At 65.2% G+C, this 20894-nt stretch carries 22 protein-coding genes; 14 read left to right on the plus strand and 8 right to left on the minus strand.

All coding sequences use genetic code 11. From position 1 onward, the window contains the following. Window positions 1–654: 654 nt before the first annotated feature. The 3 genes from CFB45_RS30265 (at window position 655) to CFB45_RS30275 (ending at window position 2625) form a co-directional block, all read left to right on the plus strand. Window positions 655–1368, plus strand: a complete 714-nt coding sequence (locus tag CFB45_RS30265; RefSeq protein ID WP_089428703.1) for a PadR family transcriptional regulator — start codon at window positions 655–657, stop codon at window positions 1366–1368. Window positions 1369–1406: 38 nt separating this feature from the next. Further along, entirely contained in the window at window positions 1407–2228 is an 822-nt protein-coding gene (locus tag CFB45_RS30270) for a siderophore-interacting protein (protein WP_089428704.1), read from the plus strand. Window positions 2229–2400: 172 nt separating this feature from the next. Beyond that, a complete protein-coding gene (locus tag CFB45_RS30275) occupies window positions 2401–2625 on the plus strand; it encodes a hypothetical protein (protein ID WP_089428705.1) in 225 nt (74 codons plus the stop codon). Window positions 2626–2651: 26 nt separating this feature from the next. On the opposite strand, the gene CFB45_RS30280 is transcribed toward CFB45_RS30275, so the two are convergent. Then, window positions 2652–3233: an undecaprenyl-diphosphatase gene (locus tag CFB45_RS30280; protein WP_089428706.1), complete on the minus strand. Its 582-nt coding sequence runs from the start codon at window positions 3231–3233 to the stop codon at window positions 2652–2654. A gap of 441 nt (window positions 3234–3674) precedes the next feature. Between CFB45_RS30280 and CFB45_RS30290 the strand changes: the two genes are divergently transcribed. Genes CFB45_RS30290 through CFB45_RS30305 form a run of 4 tightly spaced genes read left to right on the plus strand, consistent with a single transcriptional unit; the run spans window position 3675 to window position 6992 of the window. Next, the gene (locus CFB45_RS30290) at window positions 3675–4415 is read left to right on the plus strand and encodes an acetoacetate decarboxylase (protein WP_039344575.1); all 741 of its coding nucleotides are present in this window, start codon (window positions 3675–3677) and stop codon (window positions 4413–4415) included. 52 nt (window positions 4416–4467) lie between these two features. Next, a complete protein-coding gene (locus CFB45_RS30295; RefSeq protein WP_039344578.1) occupies window positions 4468–5253 on the plus strand; it encodes a 3-hydroxybutyrate dehydrogenase in 786 nt (261 codons plus the stop codon). Beyond that, complete coding sequence (locus CFB45_RS30300) at window positions 5250–6467, plus strand: patatin-like phospholipase family protein (protein WP_179255114.1); 1218 nt, start codon at window positions 5250–5252, stop codon at window positions 6465–6467. Before CFB45_RS30295 ends, CFB45_RS30300 begins: the two co-directional genes overlap by 4 nt. A 60-nt stretch (window positions 6468–6527) precedes the next feature. Further along, window positions 6528–6992 carry a hypothetical protein gene (locus CFB45_RS30305; protein WP_089428707.1) on the plus strand — a complete coding sequence of 155 codons (465 nt, stop codon included), beginning with the start codon at window positions 6528–6530 and terminating at the stop codon, window positions 6990–6992. A gap of 70 nt (window positions 6993–7062) precedes the next feature. On the opposite strand, the gene CFB45_RS30310 is transcribed toward CFB45_RS30305, so the two are convergent. Continuing rightward, window positions 7063–7947: a LysR family transcriptional regulator gene (locus CFB45_RS30310; protein ID WP_089428708.1), complete on the minus strand. Its 885-nt coding sequence runs from the start codon at window positions 7945–7947 to the stop codon at window positions 7063–7065. 120 nt (window positions 7948–8067) lie between these two features. On the opposite strand from CFB45_RS30310, the gene argC reads away from it, so the two are divergent. Continuing rightward, entirely contained in the window at window positions 8068–9015 is a 948-nt protein-coding gene (gene argC / locus CFB45_RS30315; protein WP_089428709.1) for an N-acetyl-gamma-glutamyl-phosphate reductase, read from the plus strand. Between the two features lie 159 nt (window positions 9016–9174). Here the strand turns inward: argC and CFB45_RS30320 are convergent, their stop codons facing one another. Continuing rightward, the gene (locus tag CFB45_RS30320) at window positions 9175–10098 is read right to left on the minus strand and encodes a LysR substrate-binding domain-containing protein (protein WP_089428710.1); all 924 of its coding nucleotides are present in this window, start codon (window positions 10096–10098) and stop codon (window positions 9175–9177) included. Window positions 10099–10215: 117 nt separating this feature from the next. On the opposite strand from CFB45_RS30320, the gene CFB45_RS30325 reads away from it, so the two are divergent. Further along, window positions 10216–11301, plus strand: a complete 1086-nt coding sequence (locus tag CFB45_RS30325; protein WP_089428711.1) for a tartrate dehydrogenase — start codon at window positions 10216–10218, stop codon at window positions 11299–11301. Between the two features lie 503 nt (window positions 11302–11804). Here CFB45_RS30325 and CFB45_RS30330 read toward each other — a convergent pair. Next, a complete protein-coding gene (locus tag CFB45_RS30330) occupies window positions 11805–12284 on the minus strand; it encodes a nuclear transport factor 2 family protein (protein ID WP_011356761.1) in 480 nt (159 codons plus the stop codon). Between the two features lie 63 nt (window positions 12285–12347). Beyond that, window positions 12348–12953, minus strand: coding sequence for a TetR/AcrR family transcriptional regulator (locus tag CFB45_RS30335; RefSeq protein WP_089428712.1), 606 nt, complete (start codon window positions 12951–12953; stop codon window positions 12348–12350). Window positions 12954–13135: 182 nt separating this feature from the next. Here CFB45_RS30335 and CFB45_RS30340 point away from each other — a divergent pair, with 182 nt between their 5' ends. Further along, window positions 13136–13774 carry a GNAT family N-acetyltransferase gene (locus tag CFB45_RS30340; protein WP_089428713.1) on the plus strand — a complete coding sequence of 213 codons (639 nt, stop codon included), beginning with the start codon at window positions 13136–13138 and terminating at the stop codon, window positions 13772–13774. Further along, window positions 13771–14187, plus strand: a complete 417-nt coding sequence (locus tag CFB45_RS30345; RefSeq protein WP_089428714.1) for a hypothetical protein — start codon at window positions 13771–13773, stop codon at window positions 14185–14187. The genes CFB45_RS30340 and CFB45_RS30345 overlap by 4 nt, the downstream gene beginning before the upstream one ends. Window positions 14188–14584: 397 nt before the next feature. Here the strand turns inward: CFB45_RS30345 and tdh are convergent, their stop codons facing one another. Together tdh and CFB45_RS30355 are read right to left on the minus strand one after the other, a co-directional pair. Further along, window positions 14585–15613 carry an L-threonine 3-dehydrogenase gene (gene tdh / locus CFB45_RS30350; RefSeq protein WP_011356765.1) on the minus strand — a complete coding sequence of 343 codons (1029 nt, stop codon included), beginning with the start codon at window positions 15611–15613 and terminating at the stop codon, window positions 14585–14587. 13 nt (window positions 15614–15626) lie between these two features. Continuing rightward, the gene (locus CFB45_RS30355; RefSeq protein WP_089428715.1) at window positions 15627–16826 is read right to left on the minus strand and encodes a glycine C-acetyltransferase; all 1200 of its coding nucleotides are present in this window, start codon (window positions 16824–16826) and stop codon (window positions 15627–15629) included. A 161-nt stretch (window positions 16827–16987) separates the two neighbouring features. Between CFB45_RS30355 and CFB45_RS30360 the strand changes: the two genes are divergently transcribed. The 3 genes from CFB45_RS30360 (at window position 16988) to CFB45_RS30370 (ending at window position 19250) form a co-directional block, all read left to right on the plus strand. Beyond that, complete coding sequence (locus CFB45_RS30360) at window positions 16988–17599, plus strand: helix-turn-helix domain-containing protein (RefSeq protein WP_089428716.1); 612 nt, start codon at window positions 16988–16990, stop codon at window positions 17597–17599. A 148-nt stretch (window positions 17600–17747) separates the two neighbouring features. Then, entirely contained in the window at window positions 17748–18128 is a 381-nt protein-coding gene (locus tag CFB45_RS30365) for a DUF2471 family protein (RefSeq protein WP_089428717.1), read from the plus strand. A 102-nt stretch (window positions 18129–18230) separates the two neighbouring features. Further along, on the plus strand, window positions 18231–19250 hold the full coding sequence (locus tag CFB45_RS30370; protein ID WP_089428718.1) for a tyrosine-type recombinase/integrase: 1020 nt from the start codon (window positions 18231–18233) through the stop codon (window positions 19248–19250). Window positions 19251–19386: 136 nt separating this feature from the next. Here CFB45_RS30370 and CFB45_RS30375 read toward each other — a convergent pair whose 3' ends face one another. Next, window positions 19387–20568, minus strand: a complete 1182-nt coding sequence (locus CFB45_RS30375; protein ID WP_089428719.1) for a DNA-binding protein — start codon at window positions 20566–20568, stop codon at window positions 19387–19389. Window positions 20569–20894 lie beyond the last annotated feature (326 nt).

Genomic DNA, 20894 nt, shown 5'->3' on the forward strand with positions numbered 1-20894 from the left:
ATATAGGCGGCGGCAGGGCGCAAGTTTACCAAAATGTGACGCAGAGGTAACAATCCGGGATACCGATTAGCAATTTTTCATGTTATTCGACGAAGAACACTAAATTCCGTCGCTATATCTGGACCGACGCGGAGTGCTCCGAACGCTGGCTGCCTCTCAAGCCTCTCCACGCGGAGCATTTTTCGAATGCCCGCGCGCAGACCCGCACCGAGCCTGCCCATGTGGATTCCAATCTCCTACATCCAAGCCCCCTGCCCCGCTATCTCAACGAAGCCTGCAGATCGACCGGCGACAAGAAACATGGTGCATGCTTACTGGCTTGAACGTAATTCCTCGGCAAGTTTCCTGCCCCACCTCTTCAAATGCCCCGCTCGCAGAGCAGGCTTTTTCCTTTTCGCTCTTGTTGACAGTAACGCCGCTCGCGACCGCGCGCTTTGGACATACTTGAACGTCATGTCACGCACTCCCAAGGGATCGGTCAGCGCCAGCATTCGGCAACTGCCAGTGGGAAGCCGACTTTCGATGAAGGAGGACGGCTGCCCGCAAGCCCTCCACCACAGCCCCACCTCTCCATCCCGCCCTGAATAATCCCCTTGACGACCTATCTTTCGATATATATCTTTAGATATGTTTTACGACATATAGGACTCGATCATGCGACACAACCCTTCCCGCGGCCATGCCCGATGCGACGGTCATGGTGCGCATGCCCGCCCTGACGGGTTCGCCGGTCTCTGGTACGCGATCGGCCGCCATCGTCGCGGCCACGATCCGTTCGGCGGTGGCGGCCCGTTCGGTGGCCGTGGCGGGCGCGGCGGCTTTGGCGATTTCGGCGACGACGGCATGCCGCGCGGCCGCCAGTTCAGCTCCGACGATCTGCAGCTGCTGTTGCTCGCGCTGGTCGCCGAGCAACCGAGCCACGGCTACGAGCTGATCAAGGCGCTCGACACGCGTTCGAACGGTTTCTACAGCCCGAGCCCCGGCATGGTGTATCCGGCGCTCACGTATCTCGAAGAAGTCGGCTTCGTCGCGTCGCAGGCGGAAGGCAACCGCAAGCGCTATGCGCTGACCGACGCCGGCCGTGTGCATCTCGACGCGCAGCGCGAACGCGTCGACACGCTGTTCGCGCGTCTCACGCACCTCGCCCGCAAGATGGAATTCATGCGCCGCGCGTTCGCCGGGGAATCGGCGGGCAACGAAGCGCAGGACGAGTCGCAGGCCGGCTGGCTGCCGGAGTTCGTCGAGGCGCGTCTCGCACTCAAGCGGGCGCTGCTGCACAAGAGCGCCGCCGACGCCGACGAACAGCGCCGCATCGCCGCCATCATGCGCCGCGCGACGGCTGAAATCGAAGGCGGCACCGGTGCGTAATCCGCGCCGCCCCTTCAAACCCTAAGGAGAACGGATTGATGCAGAACACATCCGACCGCACCGTGACCCGCGTGCGCCACACCCTCAAGTTCCGCTTGCTGCAGGTCCTGCGCGTGCACACCGTCACGCCGCACCTGCTGCGCGTCACGCTCGGCGGCCCCGATCTCGCGGATTTCGAATCCGCGTCGTTCGACGATCACGTGAAGGTATTTTTCCCGCCGCCCGGCGCTGAACGGCCCGTGCTGCCGACGCTCGGCGCGAACGGTCCCGAGTTTCCGGAAGGCGAACCGAAGCCGGTCGCGCGCGACTTCACGCCGCGCCGTTTCGACCGCGCCGCCGGCGAGCTCGATCTGGAATTCGTGCTGAACCACCCGGGCCCCGCGTCGCAGTGGGCCGCCCAGGCACGTGTCGGCCAATGGCTCGGCATCGGCGGCCCGCGCGGTTCGTTCGTCGTCCCGACCGGTTTCGACTGGCACCTGCTGATCGGCGACGATACGGCGCTGCCGGCGATCGCGCGGCGTCTCGAGGAATTGCCGGCCGGCGCGCGCGTAGCCGTCGTGATGGAAGTCGCGGATCGCACCGCGCAGATCGCGTTCGACACGCGCGCCGACGTGCATGAAATCTGGCGCTTCCGCGCCGAAGCCGACGCGGCGGACGGCGACGTGCTGCTGAATGCCGTGCGCGACCTGCCGCTGCCGCCGTCCGGCGACGGCTATGTGTGGGCGGCGGGCGAAGCGCTGTCGATGCGCGCGGTACGCCAGCACCTGACCGGCGAGCGCGGCGTCGACAAGTCGCGCATCCGTGCGGCGGCCTACTGGAAGCGCGGCGCGGCGGCCGTGCACGAAACGCTGGAAGACTGATGGATGCGGGTGCCCGGCAAACGGGTACCGCTTGAGGTTGGCCGGCCGATGACACAATCGTGGCGTCGGCGCACCAGCGGGCTTGGCACCGCTATCGCGACTGGTATATATCTGTGGGTGCGACGCCGCTGTCGGGCGACAGCCGCCGCAGCCCGCCCAGGAGCGCCCGGTCATGACAAAAGAAAGCCACGCTTCGCCGTTCCTTCGCAACCTGAAGATCGTCGGCTATTGCGGCCTTGCCGCGGTGGTACTCGCGCTGTTCGTCGCGATGTGCGCGATCCTGAAGGAAAGCGCACTCGACCGCGACGCCGCGCAACACCCTGCCGATACCGCTGAACTGCACGATGCGGGCGCTGGCCCGTCCGCATCGGCCGAATCGGCCAAGACACCCGGCTGACCGCGTTCGGCCCTTTCTCCTGCCGCTTACGGCGCGTGCCGGCGGCCCATCACGGCGGCATGCACCGAATCGCCGAGCCGTTCGAGCAGCGCGGTCACGCGTTGCCCGTACAGGTGCGCGGCCAGCGCGCCGGCCGTGCCGACCAGCACGCCGCCTGCCATGTCGAACGGCCAGTGCACGCCCACATAGATACGTCCCCATGCAATCGCCGCGGCCATCGCGACCATCACGAACCCGGTGAACCGGGTCGTGCCGCCGAGCATCAACCCGACCGCCATGCTCCACGCGAACGTCATGTGATCGCTCGGAAACGAGCTGTCCGGCGCGTGCGGAATCAGCTGCGTGCCGACGCCCGCCATGAACGGGCGCGGCGAGAACCAGAAATGTCCGATGACCTGCGCGAGCGCGAGCGCCACGCACACGCCGACGCCGGCTTCGATCGCCTGGCGCCGCGTCGGGCGCGCGCCGAAGATCCAGGTCAGCAGCAGCATCGCGGGCAACGCATAGACGAGCCAGTCGGCGGCGAAGATGGCGAGGCGGGCCACGCCCGGCTGCGGCGCAACCCCGGCGTTGATGGCGGAAAAGAGGGTGAGATTGAGGGTCTGCATGAATCCGGTTGCGTGGGGCATAAAAAATCGGCCGGTTGCCCGGCCTGCTACGAACGATGCTAAGGCGCGCCCGCTTAAGTGATGCTTAATAAGACGACCGCGCGACGAAGCCCGCCGCCGCGAACGCGCTTAGAGCCTGCACTGCAACACAAGTTCACACATTTGTCATATTCCCGCGAGACCGTCTCCCGAAAAGGCTCACCTGGCATCCCGTAAAGACTCACCTTTTTCACATCGTGGCGTCATCGACGCGTGCAAACATCGGGACGCCGGGTGCCATCCAGACCGTTTGCGTCATTCATCTCAATATATACGCTGCAAATGCTTCGAAATCGGCAACAATTAATTCCATATGCGGCATCGCACAACGGCAACGCACAGGCATAGGATTACGAGCTTACGAGCACTCATCCACGAAGCGATCAACAACAAGGAGTCCGCATGAAACCCAGCGATGTCCGATCGAAAGCGTTTGCGATGCCGTTGACCAGCCCCGCCTTCCCGATGGGCCCTTACCGTTTCGTCGATCGTGAGTTCCTGATCATCACGTATCGCACCGATCCGGACCGTCTCCGCGAAATCGTCCCCGAGCCGCTGCAGGTCACCGAGCCGCTCGTGCATTACGAATTCATCCGCATGGCCGATTCGACCGGCTTCGGCGACTACACCGAAAGCGGTCAGGTGATTCCCGTCGAATACAACGGCCAGCCGGGCGGCTATACGCTCGCGATGTATCTCGACGATCACCCGCCGATCGCCGGCGGCCGCGAGTTGTGGGGCTTCCCGAAGAAGCTCGCGTCGCCCACGCTGCACGTGAACACCGACCACCTCCTCGGCACGCTCGACTACGGCAAGGTGCGCGTCGCCACCGGCACGATGGGCTACAAGCACAAGGAACTCGACATCGACGAGCAGACCAGGCGTCTCGCCGGCCCCAATTTCCTGCTGAAGATCATCCCGCACGTCGACGGCACCGCGCGCGTCTGCGAACTGGTGCGCTACTACATGCAGGACATCAAGATGAAGGGCGCGTGGACGGGCCCCGCATCGCTCGAGCTGGCGCCGCATGCGCTCGCGCCGGTGGCCGACCTGCCCGTGCTCGAAATCGTCGAAGCCCGACACATCGTCGCAGATTTGACACTGGGCCTCGGCGAAGTCGTCTACGATTACCTGGCTCAGTAACACGTCCGCAGTCCTTTCTCCCTGTCAATCCTTTCACCACGGGAATTCGAACATGAGCAACCTGAATGGCAAGACCGCAGTCGTCACGGGCGCCGCGAGCGGCATCGGCAAGGAAATCGCACTCGAGCTCGCGAAAGCGGGCGCGGCCGTCGCGATCGCCGACCTGAACCAGGACGGCGCGAACGCGGTCGCCGACGAGATCGTCAAGGCGGGCGGCAAGGCGATCGGCGTCGCGATGGACGTGACGAACGAGGAAGCCGTGAACAGCGGTATCGACAAGGTGGCCGAAACGTTCGGCTCGGTCGACATCCTCGTGTCGAACGCGGGCATCCAGATCGTCAATCCGATCGAGAACTATTCGTTCGCCGACTGGAAGAAGATGCAGGCGATCCACGTCGACGGCGCGTTCCTGACGACCAAGGCCGCGCTGAAGCACATGTACAAGGACGATCGCGGCGGTGTCGTGATCTACATGGGTTCGGTGCACTCGCACGAAGCGTCGCCGCTGAAGTCGGCGTACGTGACAGCCAAGCACGGCCTGCTCGGCCTGGCCCGCGTGCTGGCGAAGGAAGGCGCAAAGCACAACGTGCGCTCGCACGTCGTGTGTCCGGGCTTCGTGCGCACGCCGCTGGTCGACAAGCAGATTCCGGAGCAGGCGAAGGAACTCGGGATCAGCGAAGAGGAAGTGGTGAAGAAGGTGATGCTCGGCAATACGGTCGACGGCGTGTTCACGACCGTTCAGGACGTCGCGCAGACGGTGCTGTTCCTGTCGGCGTTCCCGAGCGCCGCGCTCACGGGCCAGTCGTTCATCGTCAGCCACGGCTGGTTCATGCAATGAAGCCGCACGCCCGCACCGAAAAGCAGGCCGTCGATGCGGCGGACCTGCATCACGAGGCCGGCGCACCGGCCGTCGCGCGCACGCTGCCGTACGAGACGATCGCGCTCGTGCTGCAAGGCGGCGGCGCGCTCGGCGCGTACCAGGCCGGCGTGTTCGAAGGGCTGCACGAGGCGGGCATCCCGCTCGACTGGATCGCGGGCATCTCGATCGGCGCGCTCAACACCGCGCTGATCGCGGGCAATGCGCCCGAGCATCGTGTCGAGCGGCTGCGCGAGTTCTGGGAAACGATCTGCAAGCCGGCGTTCTTCCCGACGATTCCGGCCGCATTCGAGTTCGCGCTGTTCAACAGCATCGACCAGGTCCGCACGTTCTTCACCGCGTCGCAGGCCGCGAGCGCGATGATGCAGGGCCAGCAGGGCTTCTTCGTGCCGCGCTTCCCGCCGCCGCTGCCGGGCGTGTCGGATCATCCGGAGAAGATCAGCTGGTACGACACGTCGCAACTGCGCGCGACGCTGCTGAAGCTGTGCGATTTCGACCGGATCAATTCGGGCGAAACGCGCGTGTCGGTCGGCGCGGTCAACGTCGGTACCGGCAACTTCGTGTACTTCGACAACTCGCGCATCCGTCTCGCGCCCGAGCACTTCATGGCGTCCGGCGCGCTGCCGCCCGCGTTCCCGCCTGTCGAGATCGACGGCGAGTACTACTGGGACGGTGGCGTGGTGTCGAATACGCCGCTGATGGAAGTGCTCCGCGCCCGGCCGCGCCGCGACACGCTCGCGTTCCAGGTCGATCTGTGGAGCGCGCGCGGGCCGCTGCCGCGCACGATGGCCGACGTCGCGGAACGCACGAAGGACGTGCAGTATTCGAGCCGCACGCGTTTCGTCACCGACACGCTGCAGCGCGAACAGCGCTACCGCAACGTGCTGCGCCACGTGCTCGACCAGGTGCCGGAAGAGCAGCGCAAGGCGGATCCGTGGTGCATCGAGGCCGATGCGATGTCGTGCAGCAAGAAGTACAACATCCAGCACCTGATCTACCAGCAGAAGGCGTACGAGCATCACTACAAGGACTATCAGTTCGGTCTGTCGACGATGCGTGACCACTGGACCGCGGGTCTCGACGACATCCGCAAGACGCTCGCAGTCAAGGACGGCCTCGCGCTGCCCAACAACGACGCGGGCTTCGTGACGCACGACATTCACCGCAAGCGGTAATGCCGTGTGCGACGGATCGGCGCGATGCATGCGCCGGTCCGTCCTCTTCTCCGATTCGCCATGCCGATCTTCATCGCACTCTTCGCGCTCATCGCTCTCGGATGGGGCGCGGTTCACCTGTTTCACGTCATCGCCGCGCAGTTCGGCCAGCCGGTTGCGATCGCGGCCGCCGTGCTCGCCGCCGCGATCCTGATCGCGCTCGTCGCCTGGCGGATCAAGCGCCGACGCGACATCGCACCGAATACGAAGGAAGAAGGCTGGACCCACGTCGTGCATCGCGCGTGGGGCGAGCTGCGGGTGTCCGCGACGCAGGGGCTGCTGTGGCTGTCGCACGACGGCGCGGACGGCCGCTATACGCTGTCGCAGCTCGACGGCTGCCGGGCCGCACCGATCGGCGGCCGCTGGCATCTCGTCGTGCGCGTGCGCGACGCCGTGCGCAGCGAATGGAAGCTGCCGATGACGGACAAGCGCGATGCGCAGCGCTGGGCGCGCGTGCTGACGCTCGCGAAGGACAACCGGCTCTGACACGACGCTCGGCGAATGCGCACGTGCGCCCGGCACGAACCGCCGCGCAGGCTGTCCCGTCGTGCGCGCGCTAGCGCGCCTTCAGCGCCCACAACGCATCGAGCACGTGCTGGGTCGCCCGCTCGACCGGCCCCGCCCGATGCGCGATACCCAGTTCACGCCACAGCGCCGGGCGCAACGCCCGCATGACGATGCGTGCATCGGGTAGCGGGGCGCCCGCTTCATGGGGCAACAGCGTCGCGCCGTAACCCGCCGCGACCAGGCTCTTGATCGCATCGTTGTAGTTGAGTTCGATCCGCGGCTCCGGCCGGTGGCCGCCGAGCGCGAACCATTCCGTCGTGAGCCGCGACAGGCGCGTGGTCGCATCGTTGAGAATCAGCGGGCGGGCGGCCAGGTAGCCGGGCGTCACGCGCGCCGGAAGCGGCCAGTCCGCCGGCAGAAACGCCATCACGGGATCGCGTCGCCACGCGCGGATCGACAGCCCCGCGACCGCCGTCTGCGGCAGCGCCACCAGTCCGACGTCGAGCGTGCCCTGCGCAATGCGCGCCAGCGTGTCGTGCGACGTGAGCACCGCGATCTGCACATCGATATCCGGACGCGCGTCGCGTAACCGGGCCACCGCCTGCGGCAACAGGTGCGCGATCGCCCCGGTCGATGCGCCGAGGCGTACGCGCCCGGACAGCCCCTGCACCTGCCGCTGCACATCGTCCAGCGTGGATTCGACCTCGGCCAGCAGGCGGCGCGCCCGTTCCACCAGCACTTCACCGATCGCAGACGGCCGCACGTTGCCACGCGTGCGGGACAGCAACGGCGCGCCGATCCGGCTTTCCAGTTCGGCAATGTGAAGACTGACGGTTGGCGGCGCGAGATGAAGCCATTGCGCCGCCGCGACAAAGGACCCGTGGTCCGCGATGGCGACCAGCGTGCGCAGGCGGTCCAGGCTGATCTCTCGCATCCTTCACCTCTCGTTCAAGAAAACTGAATCTCGCAGTCAGCAAATTCAACTTTTCCTATTCTAGGTGTTCGGCGGACGATACGGCTTTCCCGACGACCGAACCGAAGGAACGCGACCCTCATGAGTCAGCCCACTGTCTATATCGACGGCGATCAAGGCACGACCGGATTGCTGATCCACGAACGCCTGCGCGGGCGTGACGACCTGCAGCTCGTCACGCTGCCGGACACCGAACGCAAGGATCCCGTGCGGCGCGCCGAAGCGATCAACGCAGCCGACATCGCGATCCTGTGCCTGCCCGACGCGGCCGCGCGCGAGGCGGTCGGCTTCATCCGGAATCCGGCGGTGCGCGTGATCGACGCGAGTTCGGCCCATCGCACGCAGCCGGATTGGGTCTACGGCTTTCCCGAGATGGCGAGCGGGCACGCACTGACGATTGCGCACGCACGGCGCGTCACCAATCCGGGCTGCTATCCGACCGGCGCGATCGCGCTGCTGCGACCGCTGCAACAGGCCGGCCTGCTGCCGCGCGACTACCCGGTGAGCATCCATGCCGTCTCCGGGTACTCGGGCGGCGGACGGGCTGCCGTCGACGCATTCGAGTCGAACGATGCTTCGCAAGCCAAACCGCTACAGGTCTACGGCCTCGCACTCGCGCACAAGCATGTGCCGGAGATCCAGCTGCATGCCGGTCTGACGAATCGTCCGATGTTCGTGCCGGCCTACGGTGCCTATCGGCAAGGCATCGTGCTCACCGTGCCGATCGAGTTGCGCCTGCTTCCTGCCGGCGTGACCGGTGAGCAGCTGCATGCGTGTCTTGCGCACCATTACGCCGACGCGCGTCACGTCGACGTCACGCCGCTCGCGGAAACACACGCGATCACGCATCTCGATCCGCAAGCACTGAACGGCACCAATGACCTGAAGCTCGGCGTGTTCGTCAATGCGGATCACGGCCAGGTGCTGCTGTCCGCCGTATTCGACAATCTCGGCAAAGGGGCATCCGGCGCGGCCGTGCAGAATCTCGACCTGATGCTCGGCGCGGCAAGCGCGGCGAAAGCGGCGTAAGCCGCGTGCGGGCACCATCGTCGGCCGGCCTGGCACATTGCGGCCGCGAAGCGTGGGCAACCGTTCGACGCTACCGGCTCGCGACGTGATTGCGAGCCGGAAACAAATGCCTGCCGACGTTCCGCACATGCCCCCGTAAAAGCTCACCTTTAGCCGGTTTCAAGCCGTCTCGTCACCCGCGGCGGCATTCAAGCCGGCTAGCGTCTCCACCAGAAAATCCACGCACACGCGCACTTTCGCCGACGCCGCGACACGTTCCGGATACACGGCCCAGATGTTCGCGGGCTGGATGGCGTCCGGCAGCACGCGACACAGTGCGCCGCGTTCGATCAGCGGCGCGGCTTCCCAGATCGAACGCAACACGATGCCGCGCCCGGCCAGTGCCCACTGCACGGCCACTTCACCATGGTTCGTCGACAGCGCGCCGCCGACCTTCACCGTTGCCGTTTCACCGCGCACGTTGAGCCGCCACACGCCGAACGGGTGATCGCGCTCCTTGATGGCCAGACAGTCGTGCGACGCGAGATCCGCGAGCGAGCGCGGCGTGCCGCGCCGTGCGAGATAGTCGGGCGCGGCACACAGCACGCGGTAGTTCGCGGCGAGGCGGCGCGCGATCAGGTGATCGGCGATCTCGTCGCCGATGCGCACGTCGAGGTCGTAGCCTTCACCCGCGACATCGACGAGCCGGTCGAACAGATCGAGCCGCACGTTCAGCTGCGGAAAGCGCGCGGTGAAGTCGAGCAGCGCCGGCGCGATGATGTGCCGGCCGAAGCCGAAGCTGCTCGAAATGCGCAGCGTGCCGCGCGGCACCGTGCGCGTGGTCGACACGTCCTCGACGAGATGATCGACGTCGTCGAGGATCTTCTCGGCGCGCGCGTACACGCGTTCGCCGGCTTCCGTGACCGTCACGCGGCGCGTCGAGCGATGCAGCAGGCGCGTGCCGAGCTGCGCCTCGAGCAACGCGATGCGCTTGCTGACATAGGCGGGTGACACCGCGAGCTGCTCGGCGGCCGCGCTGAAGCTGGTCAGGCGGACGACCAGGCTGAACACGCGCAGGTCGTCCAGATTCGGCGATTTGTTCACGATTCGTGGAGAGTCAATTAACCTTTCGCGTGATTTTAATCTGAATGGAAATAAATAGAATGATGTAACGCGCCGCTACCGCCCCAGGCTGCCGGCCGCCCAGCCAAGGAGATTTGCATGACCGACAGGACTTACAAGATTGCCGTGATTCCCGGCGACGGTATCGGCCGCGAAGTGATGCCCGAGGGCCTGCGCGCACTCGACGCCGTGACTGCGCGCTTCGGCGTCCGCTTCGACTTCGTCCAGATCGACTGGGCGAGCTGTGACTACTACGCGCAGCACGGCAAGATGATGCCGGACGACTGGAAGGCGCAACTGTCGGGCATGGACGCGATCCTGTTCGGCGCGGTCGGCTGGCCGGCGACGGTGCCCGATCACATTTCGCTGTGGGGCTCGCTGCTGAAATTCCGCCGCGAGTTCGACCAGTACATCAACCTGCGGCCCGCACGCCTGTTCGACGGCGTGCCGTCGCCGCTCGCCGGCCGCCGCGCGGGCGACATCGACTTCATGATCGTGCGCGAGAACACCGAGGGCGAATATTCGTCGGTCGGCGGCACGATGTTCGAAGGCACCGAGCGCGAGATCGTGGTGCAGCAGTCGATCTTCACGCGTCACGGCACCGAGCGCGTGCTGAAATTCGCGTTCGACCTCGCACAGCGGCGCGCGAAGCGCCTCACCGTCGCGACGAAGAGCAACGGCATCGCGATCAGCATGCCGTGGTGGGACGCGCGCACGGCCGAGATGGCCGAACGCTATCCCGACATCGCCGTCGACAAGCAGCACATCGACATCCTGTGCGCGCGCTTCGTGCTGCAGCCTGACCGCTTCGACGTCGTCGTCGCGTCGAACCTGTTCGGCGACATCCTGTCGGATCTCGGGCCGGCCTGCACGGGCACGATCGGCATCGCGCCGTCGGCGAACCTGAACCCCGACCGCAAGTTCCCGTCGCTGTTCGAACCCGTGCACGGCTCCGCGCCCGACATCGCGGGGCAATTCATCGCGAACCCGGTCGCGATGATCTGGTCGGCAGCGTTGATGCTCGACTTCCTCGGCAACGGCGCCGGCCCCGAACGCGAAGCGCACGATGCGATCGTCGCCGCGATCGAGGACGTGCTGCGCACGGGGCCGCATTCGCGCGATCTCGGCGGCAACGCGGGGACGCAGGAAGTGGGTGAGGCAATCGCCGCGCGGATCGCGGGCTGACGATCATGCCCGGCGTGATCGCACGCGCCGGGTCGTGACTGCGTGAATCGGTGAGGGGTGAGCGCAGTGCGGTGAGCAACACGCAACGCATTTGCGCACTCGTGCGAGTACCGTCGCCTGCACGGTGAATCGAGTGGTGAGCAATACCGCACCGCAACGCGCACGGCTCTCGCTATCCGACGTCGACACGATCGGTGAGTTGCACATCGCGCGCGTGCACACCGATCGTCAATCCACTGCCGGCGCTGTGCGATCGGTGAGATGCATCACGCCGTAAAGCACACCGTTGCGTGCGAACACGTGCATCACGCGATGCCAACATGTGCGGCACGTCCGCTTTGCCCGATGCGATGCCGCGTCGAACCGCTCACTGCACACAGTCCGACGCAACATTTCACCTCCTCCCGAAAAATCTCACCCTCAGCGCACCGACTCCCGAATTTCCTCACCGTTGCATCCTGGTGATACGTTCGTCGATCCGTCGAGTCGAGCCGACGCGTGCGTCACAGCCCGAGGTCGGACAGCCCCGGATGATCGTCCGGACGACGGCCGAGCGGCCAGTGATAGAGACGATCCTGCTCGCGAATCGGCAGGTCGTTGATGCTCGCGTGACGATGCGCCATCAGGCCGTTCTCGTCGAACTCCCAGTTTTCGTTGCCGTACGAACGGAACCAGTTGCCGGCGTCGTCATGCCATTCGTATGCAAAGCGCACCGCGATGCGATTGCCGTCGAACGCCCACAGCTCCTTGATCAACCGGTAGTCGAGCTCGCGCGTCCACTTGCGCTGCAGCAGCCCGACGATCTCGTCGCGGCCGGTCACGAATTCCGCGCGGTTGCGCCATTGGCTTTGCGGCGTATAGGCGAGCGACACGCGCTGCGGGTCGCGCGTGTTCCATCCGTCCTCGGCGGCGCGCACCTTCTGGCGCGCCGTTTCGAGCGTGAAGGGCGGAACGGGCGGACGGACTTCGGGGGAAGCGGACATGGGTTGCTCCTGTTCAGGTTCTGGCCGCGGACAATCGCGGCCGGTTCGGATTCGCTGCTTCGACTAGCGGGACACCACGTCGAGCAGCAGTTCGGCCGTTGCGCGCGCGTCGCGCGCAGCGTTTGCATCGCCGGTGACGAGTGCCACGCCGATGGCACCGTCGATCAGCACGAGCCATTGGCGCGCCAGACGCGCGAGCCCGCGTCGCTCGATGCCGGTTTCGTCGGCATACGCGTCGAACCGCTCGCGTACGAATGCCAGCAGGCGTGCCTTGTGCTCGCGTGCGACGACGCGCACGGGATCGTCCGCGTCGGGAATCTCGCCCGATGCGTTCAGGAACGCGCAGCCGTGAAAGTCGGGCTGCCCGAACCAGTCGCGCAGCACGTCGAACATGCCGAGCAGTTGCGCGCGCGGCGCCTTGCCGCGCGCCAGCGTCGCATCGACGAACCAGCGCATCCAGCGCTCGTCGCGGCGTTCGAGCGCGGCCACGACCAGCGCCTCCTTCGATTCGAAATGCGAATAAAAGCTCTTTCTGGCCGCGCCGGATCGCTTGACGATCGCATCGACGCCGGTTGCATGGATACCGCCCGAATAGATCAGCGCTTCGGCTGCATCGAGCAGCCGGTCGCGAACGCCCGGTTCGGCGGAGGAGTCGTGAGGTGTGTTCATGGGTTTACGGTAGAACGATCGTTCTCCGCCGTCAACACCCGCATGAAAAAGCCCTGTCGTCGAGAGGGCTGAACCGCGGCCTGGCCGCGTGACGTGGCCCGCCGCGTTTACGACATTTTTTCTTGAAGCGAACGCGCGACGCTCACTACACTTCGGTCACCCTGTCTGGGCGAAAGGACATCATGCAGCGACCGGAATCCGCGCGCCCCGCGCGCGCCTATGCGGCTTATGCGAAGCGGCTCGACGGCCGCGTCGTCGTGCGGCGCTTCGACCCGCGCAGCGATTCGTACGACGCGTTGACCGCGCTGCTGCATCGCGCGTTCGCACCGCTTGGCGCACTGGGCTTCAACTGCCCGGGCGTCGATCAGACGGCCTCGGCGACACGCGAACGCGTGCTCACCGGCGAGTGCTTCGTCGCGCTCGGCAACGCGCACCTGGTCGCGACGATGACGATGCGTTCGCACGATCCCGATTCCCGCTGCGATCCGTATCGCAGCCGGCACGTTGCAACGCTCGGCCAACTGGCCGTCGATCCCGTCTGGCAGGATCGCAGCATCGGCCGTTCGCTGCTCGCGTTCGCGCAACGGCGGGCCGCCGCGCGCGGCGCGACGCACCTCGCGCTCGACGCGCCGTATGCGGCCGTCCGGCTCATCGATTTCTATCGACGCGAAGGATTTCAACCGGTCGATGTGATGCGCTTTCCGGGACACAACTACGACAGCACGATCCTGTGCAAAGCCGTCAGCGTCGGGAACGGTCGCATCGTTGCCGGCGATACGGCGCAATTCGACGTCACGCGGCACGTCGGAGCCGCTTCATGAAACACGATATGCCGAAGCGCGAGGGTGACGACGATCACACCCGGCTCGACGTCCGGCAGGCCCGGGTGCGTGCGGCGCGGCGGCTGCGCGGCGTGTTGAAGCTGACGATTCTCACGATCGCGGTCGCTCAAGCGCTGGCGTTCGCGTTCGAAAGCCTGCTGGTGATGGCCGGCTTCGCGCCGGATGCCGCGACGGTGCTACTGTTCCGCTTCGTCACGTGCGCGCTCGTCAGCTTCTGGGTGCAGGCGGACGCGTTGCGCGCCTATCAATACGCGGCGCAACACGGGTTCGTCACCGTTCCCGGCACGCACGGCGATCCGGCCGACATCGCGCCGCAATGCCCGAAACGCTGGCTCGTCATGTTGAGTCTTCAGCTCGACCCGCGAGGGGCGAATGGTGAACGGATCAAGTAGCGGCCTGCGCACCGGTCGATATCCATCGATGTCGATCGCTTCGCGCATGAGTGAGTCGCAATGACGCGTGAAGGCTCACGGTTGATGGTGCGGTTCGGCATGGCATCGCATGGCGTGCGCAGCGAACGACCCCGCGGCAAGCAAGGAGGGAGGTGCGTGGAAGAGGGGAACCAGGTGCCGAACGGCGTGATGACGGGAAGCGAGGCAGCTGCCGACAGGTGAAGTGAACGTGCGATTGCTGGTCACCGATGTGCGACGGTGTCGCGATTCGGCGCGCAAACACAGCTCCCGAATAATCTCACCTTGAGCGCGGATTCGCGTGCTTCGACTCGAAAACGCAGACGTAAAACAGAAACGGGGCAGGCGGCAAACACGCCGCACCGCCCCTTCTCGGCACTCAGGCCGTCCAGTCGAGAATCACCTTGCCGCTTTCACCAGACAACATCGCGGCGAAGCCTTTCTCGTAATCGTCGGCCGCAAAGCGGTGCGTGATGATCGGCGACAGATCGAGGCCGCTCTGCAGCATCGCGACCATCTTGTACCAGGTCTCGAACATCTCGCGACCGTAGATGCCCTTGATCTCGAGCCCCTTGAAGATCACCTGGTTCCAGTCGATCGCCGTCTGCGCCGGCGGAATGCCGAGCAGCGCGACCTTGCCGCCGTGGTTCATCGCCTCGAGCATGCTCGTGAACGCGCTCGGCACGCCCGACATTTCGAGGCCGACGTCGAAGCCTTCGGTCATGTGCAGGTCGGACATCACGTCGCGCAGCGACTCGCGCGCGACGTTGACCGCACGTGTCGCGCCCATCTTGCGCGCGAGTTCGAGCCGGTAGTCGTTGATGTCGGTGATGACGACGTTGCGCGCGCCGACGTGCTTCGCGATCGCGACGGCCATGATGCCGATCGGGCCCGCGCCGGTGATCAGCACGTCTTCGCCGACGAGGTTGAACGACAGCGCCGTGTGCGTCGCGTTGCCGAACGGATCGAAGATCGATGCGAGATCGTCGGAAATCTCCGGCGGAATCTTGAATGCGTTGAACGCAGGAATCGCCAGATACTCGGCGAACGCGCCTTCGCGGTTCACGCCGACGCCGACCGTGTTGCGGCACAGATGCCGGCGCCCCGCGCGACAGTTGCGGCAGAAACCGCACGTGATGTGGCCTTCGCCGGACACGCGATCGCCGATCGCGAAGCCGCGCACTTCCTGCCCCATCTCGACGATCTCGCCGACATACTCGTGACCGACGTGCATCGGCACGGGAATCGTCTTCTGCGCCCAGTCGTCCCACTTCCAGATATGGATGTCGGTGCCGCAGATCGCCGTGCGGCGGATCTTGATCAGCACGTCGTTGTGGCCGACTTCGGGGCGCTTCACGCGCGTGAGCGTGAGGCCGGGGCCGCGCTCGAGCTTTGCCAGTGCTTTCATGATCGCGCCTCCGTCAGATGATGCCGAGCGACTTGCCGACGCGCACGAACGCGGCGACCGTCCGGTCGATCTGCTCGGGCGTATGCGCGGCGCTCATCTGCGTGCGGATGCGCGCGCGGCCGCGCGGCACGACGGGGAACGAGAAGCCGATCACGTAGACACCTTCGTCGAGCAGCTTGTCGGCCATGTTCGTCGCGAGCTGCGCGTCGCCGAGCATCACCGGGATGATCGGATGCGCGCCGGGCACGAGCGTGAAGCCGGCTTCGGTCATCTGCTTGCGGAACCGCGCGCCGTTTTCGCGCACGCGCTCGCGCAGCTTCGCGCCTTCGTCGCTGCCGAGCAGCTCCAGCACCTTCAGCGATGCCGCAGCGATGCTCGGCGTGAGCGTGTTCGAGAACAGGTACGGACGCGAGCGCTGGCGCAGGAGTTCGATGACCTCGCGACGCGCGGCGACATAGCCGCCCGATGCACCGCCGAGCGCCTTGCCGAGCGTGCCCGTGATGATGTCGACGCGACCTTCGACGCCGCAGTGCTCGGGCGTGCCGCGGCCATGCGTGCCGATGAAGCCGACCGCGTGCGAATCGTCGACCATCACGATCGCGCCGTAACGATCGGCGAGATCGCAGATGCCTTTGAGATCGGCGATGATGCCGTCCATCGAGAACACGCCGTCGGTCGCGATCAGCTTGTGGCGCGCGCCCGCTGCGTCGGCTTCCTTGAGCTTCGCCTCGAGGTCGGCCAGGTCGTTGTTCTTGTAGCGGAAGCGCTTCGCCTTGCAGAGGCGGACGCCGTCGATAATGCTGGCGTGGTTCAGCTCGTCGCTGATCACCGCGTCGTTCTCGTCGAGCAGCGTCTCGAACAGCCCGCCGTTCGCGTCGAAGCAGCTCGAATAGAGGATGCTGTCCTCGGTGCCGAGAAACGCGGCCAGCGCGCTTTCCAGTTGCTTGTGCACGGTTTGCGTGCCGCAGATGAAGCGTACCGATGCCATGCCGAAGCCGTCCTGGTCGAGGCCGGCCTTCGCCGCGTCGATCAGGCGCGAATCGTTCGCCAGACCCAGATAGTTGTTCGCGCAGAAATTGAGCACGCCGGCACCACCGGCGAGCCGCACGTCCGCCGCCTGCGGACTCGCGATCTCGCGCTCGGTCTTGTAAAAACCGTCCGCGCGGATCTGGTCCAGCGTCCCGCGCACCTGGGCGAGAAAGGCATCACGCATCGCAAAGCTCCTGACAGGGTTTCGCATTCCGCAACGCGCCACTCGTGGCGGCGGCGCAACGGCCTGCTACTGTTATAGTCGGTCGTTCGGTTGACCGCATTTATCCGATATTCCGAACTAGAATTCGAAATATCGAACAACTCTAAGCGAACGGAATCCAGATGGCAAGTTCCTCCGGTTCGCGGCGCACGCCCGCCAGCGCCGCACCGCAACCGCCGGCCGCAACGCCGCCGCGTGTCGGCGAGCAGATCCAGCGGTTGCGCAATGAACGCAAGCTGACGCTCGACGACCTGTCGCGCGCGGCCGGCGTATCGAAATCGATGCTCTCCGAGATCGAACGAGACAAGGCCAACCCGACGATCGCCGTGGCGTGGCGGCTGACGAACGCGCTCGGCATCACGCTCGATGAGCTGTTCTCCCAGCCGAAGGCATCAGAGACGATCCGGGTAGACGGCCCGCACGACATCCCGACACTCGCCGGCCATGACGGCCGCTACCAGTTGCGCGTGTGGGGCCCGATCGACCTCGCCGGCAAGTTCGAGTGGTACGAGCTGACGCTGCCGGGCGGCGGTGCACTGATATCGAACGCCCACGAGCCCGGCACGCGCGAGCACCTCACCGTGCTGCAGGGCGCGATGGAAATCGAAGCCGCGGCAGCCAGCCGGCGCCTGAAGGTGGGCGACACCGCGCGCTATCCGGCCGATGAGCCGCACGCAATCCGCAATCCCGGCAAGACCGAAGCGCGGGCATTGCTGATCGTGATCCATCGCTGACGGCGCGAATAGCCGGCCAGACGGCCAAAGGGTCCGTTGCAGGCCAGTTGCGGAAAATACTGTATGTTTGTACAGTATACGGACATTCCGCCATGCATGGGCCGGAGCCGGCGCACCGAGGCGCCGGCCCGGTCGACAGGAGCCTGCAATGACAGAAGAACAAGATTTGGCCGCGCTCAGCTTCAAGGCTGCCGCGCACGACCTCGAGCTGATCGTCCGGCATATCGCTGGGCGCTACATCCACCAGCGCGTCCCGCTGACGTGGCGGCTGCTGCACGCCATCGAGGCCGAGGCGCTTGCCGATCTCGGCTTTGCCAGCCGGCATGACGCCGGCATGCGTCAATTGTTCGAACGACAGTTGGACATGACGTTTCCCGAAACGGACGATCCGATCGACTTCGGGCGCTCGAATGCGCTGCCCGCCGTATTTTCGTTCGCGGTTCTCGCCTATGAAGCAGCGTCAACCGCGTCGAACGACACCGCGTCGCCCGCGCGCGTTCCTCGCCCAGCCAAGGCATGGGGCGACTGATTTCCAGCCCGGGCCGCCGCGTATGGCGGCCTTGTCCAGCCTCTTGCTGCCCGAGACGTTGCGGAAAGGGCTACCATATACGCAACTAACGGAATAAATCACATGTCTCTTCCCGCCTCTCCCGACACCCCGGCACGCCCGGAAGAAACAGATCTGTTCGACCGCGGCGCATCCGACTGGATCGTCTCGCCAGAAGCCGCATTCGATGCCTGGCTCGCGATGCAGGACTATCGCCGCTCGTCAGCCGACGTCTATCGCGCACAATGGGGCGCGTTTCTCACATGGATGCACGCGCACCAGAAGAATCTGGCAACCGTCGATACCGCAACCATCGCAAATTTCGTCGGCGAACTGCCGATCCGGAAAACCCAGCGAATGCGCTATTTGCGGCTGATCGAGCGCGTGCTCGACCACATCCGGCGTACCGAATACGCGTCGACCAACCCGGCCCGGTTCATTGCTCAGGATGGCGAAGCGAGCTGGCGCAAGGCGCGCGACAACGAACCGACCGGTTTCCTCACGCCGGCCGAGCGCGCGACGTTGCTCGCGTACCTGTTCTCGCCGATCGGCGTATCCGGTTCCGCGTACTGGAAAGAGCGGCGCGACCGCGCACTCGTTGCCGCCTTTCTCGGTGCCGGCATCAAAACCGGCGAAGCACGTGCGCTTACGATTAGTTGCATCAATACGAGTGGAACTTCACTGCGGATCGAGTCGACGCATCCGGATTTCGCACGCGAAACCCACCTGGCATCGTTCGCGATCGCGCTGCTGGAAGCCTGGCTCACCGAGCGCAAGCGCCAGGAGATTCCGGGGGAGCTCGTGTTCCCGGCATCCCATGCCGGGCGGCCGATGCACAAGGCGACGATGCTGCGCGCGATCGACGCGATCGTCGAATCCGCCGGGCTCACGTCGTCGCGCACCGCGCGCGCGAGCCCGCAAACGCTGCGCAATACCTATGCGGCTGAACTGTTCGAACACGACGTGCCGCCCGAACGGGTCGGCAAATGGCTGGGCTTCATGCGGCCGATCTCGTCGAACCGCCTGCATCGTGCATGGAAGAACTGGCGTGACGGTCTGGCCGACAGCAACGGTGACGCGTCCGACCACGACGAAACTCACTGATCACGAATTGGCTGCTCACGCGAAGCGATCCGTGAGCAGCCTTGTGCGGCGTAGCCTCACCGTTTCACAGCTCCCGAAAAACCTCACCTCAAGCTACCCGGATCGTCTCACCTGTGCCGTACGGCCTGTGCGGGCGTCACGTGTGTGCGAATCGCGCGGCCGCTTCGAATCGGGACGGCCATGCGCCCGAAGCGTGCTCGCACTCGGGGCAAGCCACTTCGAAACCTTCTTCGCTGTGTGACAGCTCCGGCTCACCGTCGCAATGCGGACAATGGGCCGGCACCGGAATCTCCTGATCCAGCGAGGTGCCGATCGCGGCAAACGCCTCCGCATCCAGTTGCCCGGCATCGGCCAGGCGGCGGATCAGCGCGGCGATTTCCGGATTCATGCCGCGGCTCGCACGCAACGAACTCACATCGCGCGTCGCACGTTCCAGTTCATCACCCTGGCTGCGCAACTGCTCTTCGAGCCGGTCGGCACGTGCCTTGGCCGAACTCAGTTGCTGCAGGAAATCGAATTCCTTGCGTTGAACGTCGCGCAAACCGCTCTGGTAGGTCGACGCCATGCTGCGCAACGAATCCAGCTCGACCAGCATCGGCTTCACGCGGCGTTCGGCTTCGGCCACTGCGTCCTTGATTTGCTGCGCGTAGTGCTCGGTGCGCTGCTGCAGTTCGGCCTGCAGCGCATCGATGCGATCGCGCAGCGCCGCATTTTGCGTCTGCTCGGCTTCGAGGCGGCCAGCGGCCGCCGCCAGTTCCTTCTCGAGTCGAGCGACTGTGGTGAGCAACGTCGCTTCACTGGCCGAACCATGCGTCGTTTGCGACGCGAGCTGGACCTCGAGTTCGGTCACGCGAGCCTGCAACTGCTCGTTTTTCGCTTCGCCACGCGCGAGCGCGCCTTCGAGCGTCTCCTGGCGGACGGTTGCGTCGCGCAACCGCTGTTCGGCGTCGGCAATGCCGGCGCGAACCTGCTCGCGATCTGCATCGAGACTGTCCCGCGCGGCTTTCAACGCTTCTTCATAGAGTGCGCCGAGCAACGCACCTGCCTTTTCCTCGACGGCTTTGGGAATTGCGGCACCGTCGAGCCTGACTTTGGAGGCGGAACGGATGCGCTCCCAGAAATGGTCGATGTCTTTCGGGATATCGCTGGCGCTGCCGGTCTGGGTGAGATCGCGGACATTGGCAGCCGACGGCCGGATGCCGAGATCAAAGAACAACCGCTTGCAGGCGTGCAGCGACAGTTCCTGCCGTCGTGCACCGTTCGCCCGTAGCGATTCCAGTTCGTCCCGAATGGCTTGACGTATTTCGTCCAGGGTCATCGCTGTGCTCACAGACATTGAAATGTGGCAATCATAACGAAATACGTATCTATCGATACTTGTTTCGGCTTGCCGTTGTGAATTTACGTCGCTTTGCACAGAAATCGGGTCCGTGAGCCAATCCGGTCGACTGTGGTCCAGGATTCCGTGAAACAAAGCGAAGAAAGTTAGCCAAGTCATTGTCGCGCAAGCATTTTCCTGCAGACCTCGAATTTCGGCATTTGTTTCACATGACAGCGGATCCGATTGCCTGTCGGTGTTCAGGGGTTGGGGTGTCTGTGGAAAACTCGTCAGCCGATGTCTTGAGAGTATTAGAAGTAAACACC

This window comes from Burkholderia sp. HI2500, assembly GCF_002223055.1.
Lineage (GTDB): Bacteria > Pseudomonadota > Gammaproteobacteria > Burkholderiales > Burkholderiaceae > Burkholderia.